This is a genomic window from Rhizobium sp. NRK18 (assembly GCF_024385575.1).
GTDB lineage: Bacteria > Pseudomonadota > Alphaproteobacteria > Rhizobiales > Rhizobiaceae > JANFMV01.
Window position 1 is genome coordinate 3,145,540 of record NZ_JANFMV010000001.1, and the last position, 18,787, is coordinate 3,164,326.

Annotated in this window: 15 protein-coding genes; 3 read left to right on the plus strand and 12 right to left on the minus strand. The window is 62.9% G+C overall.

Annotated elements, in window-relative coordinates; all coding sequences use genetic code 11:
* Positions 1–4: 4 nt before the first annotated feature.
* From NN662_RS14895 to NN662_RS14930, 8 genes are all read right to left on the minus strand, one after another.
* Complete coding sequence (locus NN662_RS14895) at positions 5–1,765, minus strand: ABC transporter ATP-binding protein (RefSeq protein WP_261931015.1); 1,761 nt, start codon at positions 1,763–1,765, stop codon at positions 5–7.
* An 11-nt stretch (positions 1,766–1,776) separates the two neighbouring features.
* Complete coding sequence (locus NN662_RS14900; RefSeq protein WP_261931016.1) at positions 1,777–2,862, minus strand: ABC transporter permease; 1,086 nt, start codon at positions 2,860–2,862, stop codon at positions 1,777–1,779.
* Positions 2,863–2,937: 75 nt separating this feature from the next.
* On the minus strand, positions 2,938–4,344 hold the full coding sequence (locus tag NN662_RS14905; protein WP_261931017.1) for a CmpA/NrtA family ABC transporter substrate-binding protein: 1,407 nt from the start codon (positions 4,342–4,344) through the stop codon (positions 2,938–2,940).
* Between the two features lie 348 nt (positions 4,345–4,692).
* Positions 4,693–5,925: a CmpA/NrtA family ABC transporter substrate-binding protein gene (locus NN662_RS14910; protein WP_261931018.1), complete on the minus strand. Its 1,233-nt coding sequence runs from the start codon at positions 5,923–5,925 to the stop codon at positions 4,693–4,695.
* A 2-nt stretch (positions 5,926–5,927) separates the two neighbouring features.
* Positions 5,928–6,518: an ANTAR domain-containing response regulator gene (locus tag NN662_RS14915; protein ID WP_261931019.1), complete on the minus strand. Its 591-nt coding sequence runs from the start codon at positions 6,516–6,518 to the stop codon at positions 5,928–5,930.
* Between the two features lie 70 nt (positions 6,519–6,588).
* On the minus strand, positions 6,589–7,323 hold the full coding sequence (locus NN662_RS14920) for a helix-turn-helix transcriptional regulator (RefSeq protein WP_261931020.1): 735 nt from the start codon (positions 7,321–7,323) through the stop codon (positions 6,589–6,591).
* Between the two features lie 311 nt (positions 7,324–7,634).
* Positions 7,635–9,008 (minus strand): putative bifunctional diguanylate cyclase/phosphodiesterase, encoded by a 1,374-nt coding sequence (locus NN662_RS14925; protein ID WP_261931021.1) that lies wholly within the window; start codon positions 9,006–9,008, stop codon positions 7,635–7,637.
* Between the two features lie 148 nt (positions 9,009–9,156).
* On the minus strand, positions 9,157–10,833 hold the full coding sequence (locus tag NN662_RS14930; RefSeq protein WP_261931022.1) for a response regulator: 1,677 nt from the start codon (positions 10,831–10,833) through the stop codon (positions 9,157–9,159).
* Between the two features lie 390 nt (positions 10,834–11,223).
* Between NN662_RS14930 and mutL the strand changes: the two genes are divergently transcribed.
* Positions 11,224–13,038, plus strand: a complete 1,815-nt coding sequence (mutL, locus tag NN662_RS14935; RefSeq protein WP_261931023.1) for a DNA mismatch repair endonuclease MutL — start codon at positions 11,224–11,226, stop codon at positions 13,036–13,038.
* 56 nt (positions 13,039–13,094) lie between these two features.
* Entirely contained in the window at positions 13,095–13,328 is a 234-nt protein-coding gene (locus tag NN662_RS14940) for a DUF2093 domain-containing protein (RefSeq protein ID WP_261931024.1), read from the plus strand.
* 20 nt (positions 13,329–13,348) lie between these two features.
* On the opposite strand, the gene NN662_RS14945 is transcribed toward NN662_RS14940, so the two are convergent.
* Positions 13,349–14,776 carry an MFS transporter gene (locus NN662_RS14945; protein WP_261931025.1) on the minus strand — a complete coding sequence of 476 codons (1,428 nt, stop codon included), beginning with the start codon at positions 14,774–14,776 and terminating at the stop codon, positions 13,349–13,351.
* A 59-nt stretch (positions 14,777–14,835) separates the two neighbouring features.
* On the opposite strand from NN662_RS14945, the gene NN662_RS14950 reads away from it, so the two are divergent.
* Positions 14,836–15,480: a helix-turn-helix transcriptional regulator gene (locus NN662_RS14950; RefSeq protein ID WP_261931026.1), complete on the plus strand. Its 645-nt coding sequence runs from the start codon at positions 14,836–14,838 to the stop codon at positions 15,478–15,480.
* Here NN662_RS14950 and lpxK read toward each other — a convergent pair.
* From lpxK to waaA, 3 genes are all read right to left on the minus strand, one after another.
* Positions 15,461–16,561, minus strand: coding sequence for a tetraacyldisaccharide 4'-kinase (lpxK, locus tag NN662_RS14955; protein WP_261931027.1), 1,101 nt, complete (start codon positions 16,559–16,561; stop codon positions 15,461–15,463). The two genes, NN662_RS14950 and lpxK, sit on opposite strands and share 20 nt — an antisense overlap.
* Before the next feature lie 92 nt (positions 16,562–16,653).
* Positions 16,654–17,367, minus strand: a complete 714-nt coding sequence (locus NN662_RS14960; RefSeq protein ID WP_261931028.1) for an HAD family hydrolase — start codon at positions 17,365–17,367, stop codon at positions 16,654–16,656.
* Between the two features lie 27 nt (positions 17,368–17,394).
* Positions 17,395–18,705 carry a lipid IV(A) 3-deoxy-D-manno-octulosonic acid transferase gene (gene waaA, locus NN662_RS14965; RefSeq protein ID WP_261931029.1) on the minus strand — a complete coding sequence of 437 codons (1,311 nt, stop codon included), beginning with the start codon at positions 18,703–18,705 and terminating at the stop codon, positions 17,395–17,397.
* Positions 18,706–18,787 lie beyond the last annotated feature (82 nt).

Below are 18,787 nucleotides of genomic sequence, written 5' to 3' on the forward strand. Positions count from 1 at the left end.
GGTCTTACTCCGCAGCTTCCATGGCCGCCGCCTTCTGACGGGCGATGCGGGCGGCGCGTTTTTCCTGAATTGATTGCAGTTGCTCGGCGCTGGGATCGGCGCCGCCCTCATAGGCTTCCAAAAAATCGAGGAGTTCTTCGCGATAGGCGTAATAGTCGGGGTGGGCGAGCAGCGCCTTGCGGGTGCGCGGACGCGGCAGGTCGACCTCCATGATGTTGCCGATCCTGGCATTCGGGCCGTTCGACATCATCACCACGCGGTCGGCGAGCAGGATCGCCTCGTCGACGTCATGGGTGACGCAGATGGCGGTAACCTTGGTGCGCTTCCAGACGTCCATCAGCACCTCCTGCAGCTCCCAGCGCGTCAGGCTGTCGAGCATGCCGAAGGGCTCGTCGAGCAGCAGGAGCTTCGGCGACAGCGCAAAGGCGCGGGCGATGCCGACGCGCTGCTTCATGCCGTTCGACAGATCGGCGGCGTGCCGGTGCATGGCGTCGCCGAGGCCGACACGATGCAGGTAATATTCGACGATGTCCTTGCGCTCGGCAGGCGTCGCGTCCGGATAGACCTTGTCGACGCCGAGGGCGACGTTCTCGCGCGCCGTCAGCCACGGCATCAGCGAGGGCGCCTGGAAGACGACGGCGCGGTCCGGTCCGGCGCCGCTGATTTCCTTGCCGTCGAGGACGATGCCGCCGGCGGAAATCTTGTTGAGCCCGGCAACCATCGACAGGACCGTGGACTTGCCGCAGCCGGAATGGCCGATGATCGAGATGAACTCGCCCTTGTCCATCTTCAGCTCGAAACCGTCGACGACCGTCAGCGGCCCCTTCGGCGTCGGATAGACCTTCTTGACGTCATAGAACTCGACGAAGCGCTTCTCGGTGACGGTCTGGGCGGCCTTCTCATAGGCGGCCGGCAGCTTTTCCGCCGCAGGCTTCTGGGTGATCGGCACGACGTTCGGCAGAACGATGTCGTTCTCGATATCGCCGCCGCGTTTGGCGCCAAGGTCCATCAGATATTCGGTGACTTCGGCGCGGATGCGGATGAAGTCCTCGTTGTGGTTCATCTCGGCGCGATCACGCGGACGGGCGAGCTTGACGTCGAAGCTCTTTCCGAGTGTGGCCTTCGGACCGGGTGTGAGCGCGATGATGCGGTCGGCGAGCAGGATTGCCTCGTCGACATCATTGGTGATGAGGACGATCGTCTTCTTCTCGCGCTCGCAGATTTCGGCAAACTCGTCCTGCAGCTTGGCGCGGGTCAGGGCATCGAGCGCCGAGAGCGGCTCGTCGAGCAGCAGGATTTCCGGCTGCATGGCAAGCGCCCGGGCCACCGATACGCGCTGGCGCATGCCACCGGACAGTTCGGCCGGGCGGCGGTCGACGGCATGAGCGAGACCGACCATCTCGATGTACTTTTCAGCCAGCGCCCTGCGCTCGGATTTGCCGAGGCTCTTGTGGACACTGTCGACTGCCAGCGAAACATTGCCCCAGACGGTCAGCCACGGCATCAGCGCGTAGGACTGGAAGACGACGCCGCGTTCCGGATCGGGGCCGGTCACTTCGCGGCCCTTGAAGAGCACCGCGCCGCTGTCCGGCCGCGACAGGCCGGCGAGAAGCGAGATCAGCGTCGACTTGCCGGATCCGGAGAAGCCGACGATGGCGATGAATTCCCCTTCGGCCACCTTGAGGTTGACGTCGTCCAGCACGTCGTTGCGGGTCTTGCCCGAGCCGAAGCTCTTCGACGCGCCGGAGATTTCGAGAATGGTCATCATACCCTCCCCTACCGGTTCGACGAGAAGGTGAAGGCCTGCTGGAGCGCATACATGATGCGGTCGAGCACGAAACCGATGATGCCGATGGTAAAGACGGCGAGCATGATGCGTGCGAGCGAATCCGAGGAGCCGTTCTGGAATTCGTCCCAGACGAACTTGCCGAGGCCCGGGTTCTGCGCCAGCATTTCAGCGGCGATCAGGACCATCCAGCCCACACCGAGGGAGAGCCTCAGACCGGTGAAAATCAGCGGCAGGGCGGACGGCAGGACGAGCTTGCGCACCGTGGTCCAGGTGGAGAGCTGCAGCACCTTGCCGACATTGACAAGGTCCTTGTCGATGGAAGCCACGCCGAGCGCCGTGTTGATCAGCGTCGGCCAGAGCGAACAGAGCGTCACGGTGACGGCGGAGATGACCAGCGACTTCGGCATAAAATCATACGGGTTCTCGTAGGTCGCGGCGACGATCATGGTGACGATCGGCAGCCAGGCGAGCGGCGAGACCGGCTTGAAAATCTGGATCAGCGGATTGATCGCGCCGTTGAAGGTGCGCGACAAGCCCGATGCGATGCCGAGCGGCACGGCGATCAGTGTCGCGATCAGGAAGCCGAGGCCGACGGTCAGAAGCGAGGTGGCGATCTGCGAGATGTAGGTCGGCTGCCCGGTATAGGTGCGGTACTTGATCCGGTCGAGCTTGCCTTCTTCCTTGTACTTTGCATTGCGCTCGTCCTGGCGGGCGTAGAAGTCATCGGCCTTTAGCTGTTCGGCCTTGTAGTCGGCCCACATGACGCCAGCCTGCTCCCAGACGGCGAGCGGCCCCGGAATGGCGCCGAGCGAGGTCTTGACCTGAGGCGCCAGCACGGACCAGGCGCCCAGGAAGAGGACGATACCGACAAGCGGAATGATGAGGACGCGTTTGAGCTCCTGAAGCTGCTCGGCAACATTGTCGCCGGCGGCGATCTTCAGGAGCGGCGTCACGAAGGCGAGACCCAGGGCGTCGAGCCAGCGGCCAAGCCTGTTGATGCGCTGGAACAGCTTTTCGCGGCGCACCGTCTTTCGGGCATCGCTTTCGTCGAATGCAATGGTGGCATCGGCCATGGTTCAAAACCTCGAATTTGCAGGCAGAAGAAAATCTGGTCCGGCCGAAGCAACCGCTCCGGCCGGAGAGCGGGGTCAGCCGTTGACGATCTCGGTGCCGTCGACGACCTGGTGGTCCTTCAGGCCGATCTTCATGGCGTCGATGTAGGCGTTCGGCTGCTTGGCGTCGTAGGCGATGCCGTCGATGAAATCGGAGGCCGGAACGGGCGGACGATAGCCGTCGGAGCCGAAGGGGAAGTCTTCCTTCTTCGCCTTGCCCTCATCGATCAGCAGCTGGGCGGCCTGCATGTAGATGTCCGGCTTGTAGACCGACTTGGCGGTATCGGCATACCAGCTGTCGTCCTTGTATTCCGGGATCTGGCCCCAGCGGCGCATCTGGGTCAGATACCAGATGGCGTCGGAGTAGAAGGGATAGGTGGCGTTGTCGCGGAAGAACACGTTGAAATCCGGAACGTCGCGCTTGTCGCCCTTCTCGTATTCGAAGGTGCCGGTCATGGAATTGGCGATGACCTTGGCGTCGGCGCCGACATATTGCGGCTGCGACAGGATCTGCACGGCTTCTTCGCGGTTGGCGTTGTTGTTTTCATCGAGCCACATGGCTGCGCGGATCAGCGCCTTGGTGAGCGCCAGCACCGTGTTCGGGTTCTTCTCGACGAATTCGGCGGTCATGCCGAAGACCTTTTCCGGATTGTTCTTCCAAATCTCGTAGTCGGTGATGACCGGGACGCCGATGCCCTTGAAGACGGCCGCCTGGTTCCACGGCTCGCCGACGCAGTAGCCGAGAATGGTGCCGGCCTCGAGCGTCGCCGGCATCTGCGGCGGCGGGGTTACGGAGAGCAACGCATCGGCCTTGATCTGGCCGGAAATGTCGGACGTCGAATAGAAGCCCGGATTGATGCCGCCTGAGGCCAGCCAGTAGCGCAGCTCGTAATTGTGGGTGGAGACCGGGAAGACCATGCCCATGTTGAAGGGCTTGCCTTCCGTCTTGTACTTGTCGACGACCGGCTTCAGGGCATCCGCCTTGATCGGGTGAACCGGCTTGCCGTCGTCGCCGGTCGGTACGTGTTCCTTCATCATCTCCCAGATCGCGTTGGAAACGGTGATCGCATTGCCGTTCAGGTCCATTGAGAACGGCGTGACGATGTGGGCCTTGGTGCCGAAGCCGATGGTGGCGGCAAGCGGCTGGCCGGCCAGCATGTGGGCGCCGTCGAGTTCGCCGGTGATGACGCGGTCGAGCAGCACCTTCCAGTTGGCCTGCGCTTCGAGCGTGACGAACAGGCCTTCGTCTTCGAAGAAACCCTTCTCGTAGGCGATTGCCAGCGGCGCCATGTCGGTCAGCTTGATGAAGCCGAGCTTCAGCTCGTCCTTCTCAACGTCCAGACTCTCGGCCCGGGCACGCGCCGACGGCATGACGCCCGGCAAAAGGCTTGCCGCCGCAACGACCGAGCCGAATTTCAGGACGGTTCTTTTCGTAACTTTCATTTCCCTGCCTCCGATGCGCCTTTGGTGGGAGTGCCAACGGCCGAGTAAGATTGAAGAGAACAAACGAAAAAGGCTGCCGAACCGGTCTTGACGGCTCCGGTGGAGCGTCAAAACGGTTTGGCAGCCTTGCCTTCGAGCGCCCGACGTTGGACGCAAATGTTATCTGTTTTTTGTGGCCCCCTCTGGACCTGAACTTATACAAGCAGGAATCATGCCAGTTGGCAATATCAAATTTTTATCATTACAAAACAAATAGATAGTAAATATGCTGCAAATATAGGCACGTCCCGGCATCCAAACAGGAGCCGCAATTATAGGCACTGCACAATATTTGGACGCGACCCTGATTTAATTTTCAACATGGCGCTGGCTGGCGATGTAGGCGTCGAGCATGTCCGGATCGAAGATTCGTCCGTCGAAAAACCCGTCCGGACCCAGTACCAGCCCGGCGTTCGATGCGCCGACCGGCGTGGCGGCTGAAAGCGCGCCCTCGACCTTGAGATTGGCACCGGGCAGCGGCGCAAACAGCGGCCGCAATGCCTGGCGATAAATGTCGGGCCGGTAGCTGTCGCGGGCAATGGCGACATTGTGGGCGGAATGGTTGCAATGGCCCCAGCGCACCATCTGGCTATAGAACCACAGGGCATGGCTCTGCCAGGGGAACGCGGCCGCCTTCTGGTGCAGCACGAAGAAGTCGTCGACTTCGATCATGGTCCTTGGACCGACCACCAGACTGTCGGTCAATGCCGGCAGCAAGAGGCGCTCCTCAACACCCAGCCATCGCGGAGCCGACAGGATGGATGCCAGTTCAGCCGCGTTTTCCGGCTTTCCGCACCATTCTCCGGCCCGATAGAGCGCCCGCAGCAATCCCTCGAGGACGGGCCGGTTGTCATCGGCCCATTTCCTTGAGACGCCAAGAACCTTTTCAGGGCTGTTGCGCCAGATGCGCGCCTTGACGGTGACGATCCGGCCAATGCCCTGATCGACGGCAATCGTGTTCCACGGCTCGCCGACGCAATAGCCGTCGACGCGGCCTGAACGCATGGCATCGGCCATGAGCGGTGGCGGCACGATCGCGATCTCGACGTCGCGATCGGGATCGATGCCGCAGGCCGCAAGCCAGTAGCGCAGTTCGTAATTGTGCCCCGAGAACGGATGGACGACCGCGAAACGGGGACCATCGGCGCCCGTCGCCCGGCGCTTGGCGATGACCGATTTCAGCGCCGCGCCGGCGGTGGCCGGGTCGAGATCGCCCGAGCACCCTTCCCCCTCCATTGCCGCAAACAAGGCATTGGAGACCGTCACCGCATTGCCGCCAAGTCCGAGCGCCATCGGCGCGATCAACGGAACGGACAGAGGCGACAGGCCGAGGTTGGAACTGATCGGCATCGGCGCCAGCATGTGCGCCGCCTGAAAATGCCCAACCGCGATCCGGTCGCGGATATTGGCCCAGGAACTCTCCCTGACGAGGTGCGCGACGATGTTCTCGTCGCTGACAAAGCCCTTTTCCACTGCGGCGATGACGACGGCACTGTCGAGGAGCGGAATGAAGCCGATGGTGATTTCCGGAAAATCCCTCATGCCTAACCCTCCAGCAGTCCGGCCGCGACGATCAGGCTCTGCGCGATGTCGGAAATCTTGCGGTTCTGGTTCATCGCCGTCTTTCTCAGGAGCTTGTAGGCCTCGTCCTCGGACATGCCGCGCGACTTCATCAATATCGCCTTGGCGCGGTCGACGATCTTCCGGCTTTCAAGCTCCGTGCGGGCCTCTTCGAGTTCGCGCGCCATGCGCGAGAAGGCATTGAACCGGCTGATCGCCATGTCGAGGATCGGCTTGACCCGTTCCTGCCGCAGGCCATCGACCACATAGGCGGAGACGCCGGCATCCACCGCGGCCTCGATCATGCCGTCGTCGGAGCGGTCGACGAACATCGCGATCGGCCGACGGACCGAGCGAGACAGCTGGAACATGCTTTCGAGCATGTCGCGATTCGGATTTTCGAGATCGATGACGATCACATCCGGCTGCACGCGCTCAATTTCGCGCGCCACGCCGATGACCTCGTGCAGGACGGTGACGTTTTCATGCCCGGCAGCCCTCAGGCCTGCCTCGATGATCGACGCACGCAGGGTATTCTCATCGATGACGAGGATGGCCAAGGCTTTGGTCTGCATGCCGGGACCATCCAACAGTTCGCGTCTTTTCGCAACGCAAAAAAGTCCGATGCGGATCGCGCCGTGACCGTCAGCGGATAATCCCTGTGCGCATGGCCTTGACCACCGCCTGCGTGCGGTTGACCGTGTCCAGCTTCTTCGTCGCACGGTTGAGATAATGATTGATGGTGTGTTCGGAAAGGCCGAGGATTTCCGCGATCTCGGCGCTCGTCTTGCCCGCGGCGGTCCAGGTCAGGCAATCGATCTCGCGATCGGTCAAGGTCTTGGAGACGCGTTCGTCGGTCGTGCGGATCGCCGCCATATGATCGTAGATCAGCGTGGACAGGTAGGCAAGATCCCGCATCTCGGCATCCGTGAAAGGCGCGCGATCGCCGGAAAAGGAGATCGCGCCGCGGGTGCCGGAGAATTCGTGAACCGGAAAATACGCGCCTCGGGTGAGCCCGTGACGGATGAAGAGATTGCGGGCGACAAGCTCCTTGCCGTCAGCTCGATCGGCATTGATTTCCTCGACGTCATAACGGAAAGGCACCGTCGAGCTGCGCAGCCGGCGGATGACGGGACTATCCTTCAACATGCCTTCGGCGTCGTAGGAGGCCAGCAATTCGGCGGGCCAGCTGGTAATCACCGAGTTTGCCGACAGGTTCGATGATGCCGCGTCGGGCAAATTGAGAACGAGAAAGCCGCGCGCACCGAAACCTTCCGTGATCCGGCGCATCAGGCGAAAAATATCGAACTGGGTCTTCAATGCCGGGATTTCCGCGGCAAATTTCTCGATCCCCGTTTCAGGATGAGCAACGTCTGGCATTAATCCCTCTCAAACAGTCCGCTGCGCCGTCAAGCGGAATGATTCCTCACCGATAACCCAATCGCCGGTTGCATGGCAGCCGCAATTTCAGGCGCAGCTAAAAAAACTTTGCAATATCTTGTTCGGAACAGACACCCATCGACCAACACACGGGCTGTTTATCCCTGCCGGTCATACATTGCTGCCTGTGCAGACGTAATCACTATATAGAAACTTACTAAAGTATAAGAACCCCTACCGCTCGATATCGTCCGTCCCCACAAACGATCCAACCGATTCGGTCTCACAGCATAACGAGATATAAGCCTGTGTCAGGTCCTTATTCTGAGGGTGGGATAGACCGACTGGCTGATGCCCGCATCCTGTAGATACCGCAAGGTGTCGGCAGCCGTCATCGGCCGTCCGTAAAAATAACCTTGCCCCATGCCGCAGCCGAGGGATTTGAGGATTTCCGCCTCGGTGGCGTTTTCGATTCCCTCGGCCACCACGTTCAGCTCCAGGCCGGCGCACATGGCGACGATCGCCCGAACGATATGCTCCGATGCCTTGTCGGTCGCGATGCAGGACACGAAGGCGCGGTCGATCTTGACCTTGTCGAAGGAGAATTCCCGAAGCCGCCCGAGGCTCGACTGCCCCGCGCCGAAGTCGTCGAGCGAAATGCCGACGCCGGCCGCACGCAGGCTGGTGATGATCTTGTGGGCCGTTTCGGCGGAGGTCATCATCGCCGTTTCGGTGATCTCCAGTTCCAGCCGATGCGGATCAAAGCCGATACGACCAAGGATAGAGAGGATCGTGCGCGTCGTGCTGGTATCGGTCAACTGCGCGGAGGAGAGGTTGAAGGACAGGAAGAGATCGCGGGGCCATCCGAGCGCCGCTTCCGCCGCCTTGCGCAGCAGGGATTCCGAAAGGGCGTCGATGAAGCCGCGCTCCTCGGCGAGCGGAATGAAGACAGCCGGGGAGACGAAACCCAGTTCCGGATCGTTCCAGCGCGCCAGCGCCTCGAAACCGACCACGGTCTCGCTCGCCAGATCGACGATCGGCTGGAAATAGGTATCGACGGAATCCGCGATGATGGCGTTTCGAAGCGCCTGCTCCAGTTGCGTGGCGCGCCGCATTTCCTCGGCAATCTCTTCGGAATAGACGGTCACCTGCCCGCGGCCGCGTCGCTTGGATCGGTAGAGCGCGGTCTCGGCATTCTTGACCAGTTCGGCATAGCCCTCACCGGCGAACGGATGAACGGAGAAGCCAAAGGAGGCCGACAGACGGACGTTGCGCCCCCCAAGATCGTAGGGCGCGGAAAGGACGTCGCGGATCATGCGTCCGACCTTCTGTGCGCCGGACTGCTCGAAGACGAGCGGGAGGATGAAAGCGAAGCTGTCGCCCTCGTACCTGGTGACGGTCGCGCCGTCAGGTGCGCAGGCCTTCAGGCGGTGGGCGACCTGACAGAGGATTTCATCGCCTGCGGCGGCGCCGAAAAGGTCATTGATCGGCTTGAAGCCGTCGAGATTGGTAATGCCGATGGTAAAGGGGGCAGGATCGGATGCGCGCTCGGCGGCAAGCTGACAGACCTTGTCGTGGAAGCGATTGCGGTTGCCAAGACCGGTGAGCGCATCCGTGTAGACGGTCTGCTGCAGCTTCTGCTCTCCTGCGGCATTGATATCCGACAGCACGGCTTTTCCCATCATTTTTATGTCCGAGGCGGTCGGATGTGCATCCGGACGATCCATCTATTCAAAAATGATATGGATATATTAACAAACCCATATTGCCACTCATCGCGGCCCTACAGGTTATAACCCCCGATTTCATATAGATGCTCAGCCGAAAAGAGGATCAGGCCGTGATGGAAAGGCCGTTGGCCGGACCATATTGTGCAAGGAGATCCGCCAGAATTTTGGGACTCAAGGGCTTGCAGATGGTTGCGTCCATGCCTGCTTCCAGGCAGCGCTTTTCGTCGGTCTCGGAGACATGGGCAAGAACCCCGATGATCGCGGTGCGGCCGGACTTGCCGTCTTCCAGGACGCGGATCTGCCGGCAGGCCTCGAATCCGTCGATATCGGGCAGCGAAATATCCATCAGGACCAGTGACGGCCGGTGATCGTTCCACAGGCTGACGGCCTCAACGCCGTCCCCGGCGATGAGATAGGGGCAACCGATCCCTTCCAGAAGATGCCGGAAGACGATGCGATTGACCTCGTTGTCCTCGACGACCAGGACGTCTGCGCCATCGGCGCCGGCATCGGTCGAGATTTCCCAGTCTTCGTCGTCGAGCGCTTCGCCTGCCGCATCGCCATCGTCGCGGAGCTCGCGTCTGACGAGGTTCGGCAGGTTTGCGTCGAACTGCAGCAAATCGCAGCCGACCGCCCGGACGCCGAAGCGTTCCGCCATCTCGAGATACTCGATACCGAGATCGCTGTTGACGACGACGATGTCGATATGGACGCCGCTGTTGGCGGCCATATCGAGAAAGAGCTCAAGTTCGTCCAACGTCTCGATGCAGCAGGCCTCCGCTTCCACGGCGACGAGCTGCTGAATGGCGATCGCCTGCATGCCGCCGCAGCCGACGAGCAGGATCCTCCTGCCCTTGAGACGGCCGCCACCAGCCTCCTTGATCGGCCATGCGGTCGGGAGCGCCTGGCTCGAGCCGGAATTGTCGATTTCGGGCCAATCCACGTCCAGCTTGAAGGCACCTTTTCTCGCGACCCCGTCTGCCGTCATGAAGTCTGACAGATCCTCGAGCACCGTTACCAGCAGATAGCGCCCGGGCTTGCCAACCCTGTTCTTGCGGGCAAGGACCGGAAGCTCGTGCCCTTCCGCGCTCAGAAGTCTCTGATGCTGGTTATGGCCCGTGCCGCTGTCCATGACGTAGCGGTCGGCCGCATCAATGATCGCCGCTTGCGGGGGCGGCAGGAAATCGGACACATGCCGGCCGATGAGTTCGTCCGGCGATCGCCCCTGCAGGCGGCAGAAGGCCCGGTTGACGGCGACGTAATTGAGATCCTTGTCCTTGACGCAAAGCGGGAAGGGAAAGCTGTCGAGAATTTCCTCGGTAAGCTGCACCCGCTCGAGATCGGCGCGCCACTGTTCCTCGCGATTGTGATCCTCGGAGATATCGACGATGACCGCAACGCCATAGCCGTTGGCGAGACGCCGCTTCGTCCAGCGGATCCAGCGGCCGTTGCCCAGGCTTTCCTCCGTTTCGCAGCGCTCGCGCCAATGCAGCGCCAGGCGTTCGGCCACCCATTCGGCACGGCTGAGCGCCGGGTCGCCGTTCGCCATGCGCCAGTCCGCATTCGGACGGCTGTCATAGATCGCACCGAGGAAATCGCGCAGCCTCACGCCACCCTTCATGATCTCGGCGGAGAGAGGAAAGAAATTGGCGATCTGTGGCCCGACAAAGGCGATGTGGTCGTTCTTGTCGCACAGGATGACGGCCATCGCGGTTCCATCGAAAACCGCTTTCATCACGTCCGCGCTCAAGGTCTGGACCGCCGGTCCGTCACTCGTCATGGCGCATATCCTGTCTCGAATCCGGTCGGCATCCGGACCACTCCTGACGCATTGCAATCAATTTCGCGGCACGGGAAAGCTTGTCCGCAGAAAGGGAAGAATTGGGGGACATGCTGGCGCAAGAGTTGAAAAGGCATGTGTTTGCCCATTATTGGAGACGACCAGCCTGTCTCCATGGAGCGTTCCGGCACTGCCGGATGCCTTCGGTCATTTCAACCCAAGCGAATTCTTCCCATGATAGTCTTAAGGCTGCCTTAATTGCCGACGGGCGGTCTGGCGTCTTTTTGTAAACGTTTTCGGTCGGCAAATAAGAGCGTGCAATCAGGATGCCGTTTTCCGTCCAGTTTGCGCCCACTTTGCGCCTTGCGGCGAATCCGGATAAATGCGCGGATGGCAATCAAACAGCTGACAGAAACCCTGATCAACCAGATCGCCGCCGGCGAGGTCATCGAACGACCGGCCAGCGCTGCGAAGGAGTTGATCGAGAATGCGATCGACGCGGGCGCGACGCGTATCGAGATCGCGACGGCGGGTGGCGGCAAGGGATTGCTGCGGGTGACCGATAATGGCGGCGGCATGAGCCCGGCCGACCTGGAACTGGCGATCCGCCGGCATTGCACCTCGAAGATCAGCGACACGCTGGACGATATCCGCACGCTCGGCTTTCGCGGCGAGGCGCTGCCGTCGATCGGCTCGGTCGCAAAACTGTCGATCACCAGCCGCAGCCAGGGTGCTGGCGAAGGGGCCGCGATCACGGTTGCCGCCGGCAAGGTATCGCCGGTGCGGCCGGCACCCGCCAATCCCGGTACGGTGGTCGAGGTCCGCGATCTTTTCTTCGCGACACCGGCACGGCTGAAATTCCTGAAGACGGAACGGGCGGAAGCGGCGGCAATCACCGAGACGGTGAAGCGGATGGCCATTGCCTTTCCGCATATCCGCTTCGTCCTGTCGGGTTCGGACCGGTCGACCCTGGAACTGGCGTCGACAGGCGACGACCGTCTCGCCCGCATCGCGCAGATCCTCGGCGCCGAATTCAAGGACAATGCGATCGAGCTCGATGCCGCCCGCGAGGATGTGACGCTCACTGGCTTTGCCGGCGTGCCGACCTTCAATCGCGGCAATTCGGCCCATCAATACGCCTTCGTCAACGGCCGGCCGGTGCAGGACAAGCTGATCCTGTCGGCTATACGCGGCGCCTATGCGGAAACGATCCCGCACGGGCGCTATCCGGTGGCGGTACTCTCCATCGGCATCGACCCGGCCCTGGTCGACGTCAATGTGCACCCGGCCAAATCCGACGTGCGCTTCCGCGATCCCGGCCTGATCCGCGGCCTGATCCTCGGCGCGGTGCGCGAGGCGTTGAGCCGCGAGGGCGACCGTGCCTCGACGACGGGCGCGAACGCGATGATGCGCTCCTTCCGCCCCGGTTTCCAGCCGCAGACACCGGCGCAGCCGTGGAGCCCGCAGACCTCGCCGAGCAGGCCCTTCTCCATGCCTGCCGCCGCCTTCGGTTTTGGCGAGAGCCGGCAGTCGGCCTTCGACGCGTTCGCCCAGCCCTCGGCGCGGGCGGAGACGCCGGTTGCGGCTGCCGAACCATCGCCATCTGCCGAAGCGCCGGTACAACAGTTTCCGCTCGGCGCGGCGCGGGCGCAGGTGCACGAAAACTATATCGTCGCGCAGACGGCGGACGGGCTGGTGATCGTCGACCAGCATGCCGCCCATGAAAGGCTGGTGTTCGAAGCCATGCGCAAGGCGCTGCAGGACCGCCGGCTTCCCTCGCAGGCGCTGCTCATTCCGGAGATCGTCGACCTGCCGGAAGAGGACTGCGACCGGCTGATCGCCCATGCCGGCGAGTTCGAACAGCTCGGCCTGGCGATCGAGCGTTTCGGCCCGGGGGCCGTTGCCGTTCGGGAAACGCCGGCGATGCTCGGCGAGATGGATGCGGCCGGTCTGGTCCGGCAGCTTGCAGACGAGATCGCCGAGTGGGATACTGCCAACGGTCTGGCGGCGCGGCTCGACTATCTTGCCGCCACAATGGCCTGTCACGGTTCCGTCAGATCCGGTCGCCGGCTGCGGGCGGAAGAAATGAACGCGCTCCTGCGCCAGATGGAGGCGACCCCCGGTTCGGGCCAGTGCAATCACGGCCGCCCGACCTATATCGAGCTGAAGCTGGCGGACATCGAGCGCCTTTTCGGCCGCAGTTGAATTGAGATGGCCGCAGGTTTATGAGAACATCCAGACTGTTCAGGAGAAGACCATTGATGAACCGGTTTGAAGGCGGCGGCAATCGTGAAGCGAAGATCAAGTATCTCGGCGCCGATTTCCAGATTCTGATGCCGGGTTCGCATGTCGTCTGTGCCGTGACCGGCAAGATCATTCCGATCGACGAGCTGCGTTACTGGAGCGTCGCCAGGCAGGAAGCCTATGTCGATGCCGAGGCGTCTCTCGAGGCCGAAAAGCGCGCCGGCACCCTGCCCGTTCAGCCCAGGGGCTGACCCCCTCTTCCACTCGACATCTATGCTCCGGCTGTGGCCGTGCCTGCCTCAGATCGCACGAAGCGGAAGGCGAGCAGCCAGCCGACGATCGCAAACGGCACCGCCGACAAGAAGACGAAGGTGCTGACGCGCGCCGCCTCGGCCGCATCCATTCCGTCCGCAAGCCCGCCGAGATGTGCGATGATACCGGAAAATGCAGCACCGATCGCATAGCCGAGACGTGTCATCGTCGGCAGGGCGCCGGCCATGCGCTCCGTATCGCCGGGTCCGGCAACCGCATTGGCACGGCGGCGGACGAAGCCATAGGCCATGCCGAAGCCGCCGCCATCGAGCGCCGCACAAGCGGCAATGGCAAACACCGAGCCATGCGGGACGAAGAAGACGTAGCCGGTCGTCGCGACAGTCACCATCGACAGACCGATCAGGATGAACTTGCCGTCCTCCGATTCCGGCCGGCCCGAGACCGCAATGGCGGAAAACGTCCAGGCGATCGACGTGCAGGCGATCGCATAGCCCGCCTCGACCGCCGAAATGTCATGGATCAGCTTCATCGCCAGCGGCGCATAGATGGCGAGCGGTATGGTTGCGAAGGCGAAGAAGAAGAGGAGACCGAGGCAGGCGACCGTCTGCGATGACAGCCGCGTTATGCCGTCCGGCAGCAGCCGTCGCTCTCCGGAGCCGGCATCCAGCTTCAGGAACAAGGCCACGGCACCGACGCCGACCAGAAGGCTGGTGACCATCAGCGGCGCCGAAATGCCGGTTCCCGCGAACGAGACCGAGACGATGCCGACGGCCAGAAGGGCGAGACGACGATAGGGAATATGGGCCTCTTGCGGCTCCAGCTTCGGCGCCGGTGCCGAACGGGCGACGAGCGGAATGGCGGCGGCGAGAAGCAGCGCCTTGGCGCCGAACAGGAGAAAGCCGCCGCGCCAGCTGAGATATTCGGCAAACAGGCCACCGATCAACGGCCCGAGGAAGGACGAGATGCCCCAGATCGCCGACATCACGGCGATCGCCCTGACCGACAGGCGCGGCGGAAAGAACAGGGCAATGGCGATATAGGCAAGCGACAGCAGTCCGCCGCCGCCGAGCCCCTGCAGCAGGCGCCCCACGAGCACCACCCACATGGCCGGCGCAATGGCCGCAATGCCGCAGCCGGTCGCAAACACCAGCGCGGCAATGGCCATGGACCGGCGGATGCCGTAGCGCAGCGACAGCAAGGCGGCAGAGGCGCCGGCGATGATCGAGCCCAGCTGATAGAGCGAAAACAGCCAGGAGATCAGCCCCGCGCCGCCGATTTCGCCGACAATCGACGGCGACATGGTGGCGACCAGCAGTTCGTCGGCGGCGTGCAGCCAGACGCCTAAGCAGATGAGCACGAGCGGCGCCGTGTAGCGCGGGGTCAGGATTTCGCTCCAGGCGACACCGTCTTTTTCACTCTTGCCCATGGTCGGCCGATCCGTTATTTTAATAAGTAATCACTTTAAATAATCCGGCGCTTTGGACAATGTCAACGGCCAGCGAAACGAATACCGAAGTACGCATCCTCGACCTGTTGAAGACGTCGGGACCGCAGACGTCAGAGGAAGCCGGCCATGCGCTCGGCATGACGGCGCCGGGTGCGCAGCAGCATTTCGCCCGGCTGAAGGCCCGCGGCCTCGTGGTCGACGAGGCGCGTCGCCAGGGCCGCGGCCGGCCGCGCAAATACTGGCAGCTGACCGAAGACGGTCATGGCCGCTTCCCCGACCGGCATGCCGAGTTGACGGTCGATCTCATCGGCTCGGTCCGCTCGCTGTTCGGCACGGAAGGGCTCGACCGGCTGATCGCCCATCGCGAGACCGAGAGCCTCAACCACTACCGGGACGCGCTCAGGCGGCAGGAGACCTTGGGAGAGAAAATCGCGACGCTTTCGGCCCTGCGCTCCGCCGAAGGCTATATGGCGGACTGGCGGCCGGTTTCTGCGGACGAATACCTGTTCTTCGAGAACCATTGCCCGATCTGCGCCGCCGCGAAATCCTGCCAGGGCTTCTGTCGTTCGGAGCTGGAGATCTTTCGCGCAGCACTCGGCGACGGCGTCACCGTGGAGCGCGAGGAGCACATCGTCACCGGCGCGCGGCGCTGCACCTACCGGATCAGCGCTTCGAAAGCTTAGAAGGCTTCTTCGCCTCCTCCGCCTTCTTCATCTCGGCGCGCCGTTCGGCCTCCGTCTCCGCCAGCCGCCGCTTGCGGAAGTTGACGAAGGTCTGGTCGATGATCTTGCCGGGCGCACGCTGATCGTCGAACACCAGTTCGATATCGACGACATGGCTCTTCTCGGCGAGTTCATGCGCGCGGCCATGGTGTCCCGCCAGCCGGACATGATCCTTCGACGTGGTGGCGAGCAGGTAGCCGTTCGCCTCCGCGTGATCCAGAAGGTCGGCGATTTCGTCGTCCTGCAGATGCTGGTGGTCGCCGAATTCGCGGCGCACGCAGATGTCCGCGCCGAGCGCCTCCAGCGTGCGGAAGAACTTTGCCGGATCGGCGATGCCGGCATAGGCGAGCACCTTCCTGCCGGCGAGTTCTGGCTTCGGCAGCGGCCGCGAATGGGCAAGATAGGCCGGGCGGCCGGCACGGGCGGCGCGGCGGATCACATGATCGGCACCGTGGCCGTTGCCGACGACCAGCAGGGCACTCGCCATGCGCAACTGCTGACCGAGCGGCGCGCGCACCGGCCCGCCCGGCAGCATGTGGCCATTGCCGATGCCGCGCATTGTGTCGACGACGACGAGGGCATAATCGATCGCCAGTCGGGCGCTCTGGAAGCCGTCATCCATGATGATGAGATCGATGCCCATGTCGGCGAGGATACGGGCACCGTCGATGCGGTTGCGGGAAATGACCGTCGGCGCCTCGCGGGTCAGCAACAGGGGCTCGTCACCGACATGGGCAGCCAGATGATGCTCGGGATCGACAAGCGTCGGGACATCGATCGTGCCGCCATAACCGCGACTGAGGAAACCGGGCTTGAGCCCCATCGTCTTTGCCTGCCGGCAGAGCGCGATCGCGGTCGGCGTCTTGCCGGCACCGCCGACCGTGAAATTGCCGACGCAGAGGACGGGTACGGGAACGGACTTGCGCCTGGTCCGGCGCATGCGCGCGCCGGCAACGACACCGTAGAGATAGGAAAAGGGATAGAGGCCCCAGGCGCGCCAGTCCGCCTTTTGCCACCAGAAGGGCGGCGCTTCCGAAATCATGGACGCTCCCGTGTCTCTGCCTCAGCCTTTGTTCAGGACCTAGCTAACATCGAAGCGGCGCTTCCGGAAGGCCGCATCGCCGAAAGCCCGCTTCAGGCCGGTTCTTTTGCCGGCAGGAGATCGAGAATGTCGACGATGCTCGCAAGGCAGAAGTCGGCGGCGGCAGACAGGGACTCGCGTGATCCCGTGCCCGTCAGCACGCCGATCTTCAGGCCGGCACCGGCATTGATGCCCATCATCATGTCGTGATTGTTGTCGCCGATCATCGCCACATTGGCGGGCGCGATGCCCATCGCCTCGCAGAAGCCGAGGAGCATTCCGGGCGCCGGCTTGCAGCCAAAGCCACTGTCGTAGCCGGCGATGAAATCGACGTGGCGGGCGAAGCCGAAGCGTTCGGTCAGATTGCGGATGGAGCGCTCGTTGTCGCTCGAAGCGATGCCGAGCTTCAGGCCGCGACCATGCAGTTCCGCAAAGAAGGCGGCGAGATCCGTGACGGGCACCGAAAAGGCGGTGGCGTCGGCAAACAGGGCGTCCAGCTTGCGGATGAGTTCGTCGGCCGGCACCGGAGATCCGGCGGCGATCAGGCCTTCCGTGATCTCATGGGTGTTGCCGGCGGCGAGCAGGCTGTCCGGCACGATCGCCCCGGTCACCGGGTCCATGCCGCAGGCGCGCAGCAGGTGGTCCGCAAGATCGGCGTCGTCGCGCGAGGCGATGCGGGCAAGCTCGCGATTTACCGGCAGCCAGCTCTGGTCATAGTCGAGCAGCGTGCCGTCCTTGTCGAACAGAATTCCGGCAATGTCCTTCATCACCCCTCCCCCGGGCATGCGAGACGATCAGCTGGCGCGCGGCATCAGCCGGGCCTGCACGGCAAGCGGCGTGATGTAGGGCGTCAGCCCCTTGATCGTCGCCGGCAAGGCGCCGCGCATGCGCTGCACCGTCTCGTGGCCGGCCTCGATCATCTTCTGGCGCGCCGGCTCGTTGTTCAAAAGGTAGTTGACCGCCTTCGTCAGCATCTCAGTGTCGCGCACGAGGCGGGCGCCGCCGGCCTTGACGAGCTGCTGGTAGGCGTCGCGGAAATTCTGCACATGGGCGCCCGAGAGCACCGCGCTGCCGAGCATGGCCGGTTCCAGCGGATTCTGGCCGCCCTCGGCATAGAGCGAGCGACCGACGAAGGTCACCTGCGTGAGGCGCAGATAGAGACCCATCTCACCGATCGTGTCGCCGAGGAAGACATCGGTCTGCGGCGTGATCACGTCATTGCGGCTGCGGCGGGCAACCGTCAGGCCCTTGGCCGTGAGCATGGCCTCGACCGCATCGGCGCGATCGGGATGGCGTGGCACGATGATCGACAGCTGATTGTTTCGCGGGCGAATGGCCAGATGCACGTCGGCGGCGGCGGCTTCCTCGCCGTCGAATGTGGAGATCGCGGCCCATGTCTTCCGGCCGCCGATCTGCGCGCTGTAGGTCTCGAACAGTTGCTCGTTGACCGGCGGCGCATCGGTGTCGACCTTGAGGTTGCCGGAGACGATGACGTTCTGGACGCCAAGATCATGATAGCGCTCGGCATCGAGGTCCGACTGGGCGATTGCCAGGGAAATGCCCTCGAACAAGAGTTCGGCGATCGCCGGACGGCGTCTCCAGCGATCGAAGGAGCGGTCGGATATGCGGGCGTTGATGAGGATCTGCGGGATGTGGCGGCGCTTGAGTTCCGTGCAGATCACCGGCCAGATTTCGGACTCGGCAACCAGTGCGGCGTCGGGGTGCCAGTAGTCGAGGAAGCGGCGCACGGCCGGCTTCATGTCGAGCGGCACATATTGATGGATGACCTCGTCCTTCAGCCGGCTAGCGATCAGCGCCGCAGACGTCGTCGTTCCCGACGTCAGCACCACGTGAATGTCGCGGCGGCGCAGTTCGCGGATCAGCGGAATGATGGCCAGCGTCTCGCCGACGCTCGCGGCATGGCACCAGACGAGCGGACCTTGCGGCCGGGGCGCGCTGGCAAAGCCATAGCGTTCCGTGCGACGGGCTGCGTCTTCCTTGCCCTTGCGGGCGCGATAGGAAAGATAGGGACCCATCACCGGATAGGCGACCGAGCCTGCCAGATGATACGCGGACAGGAACATGCGGGCCAAGAGTGCCGTCATGGCGAGAGGCTCCGGACAGTCGTCGGCCTGAATGCAAATGCCCTTTTCAACGCATGCTACCTTAGAAACGGGTCTCGGGATT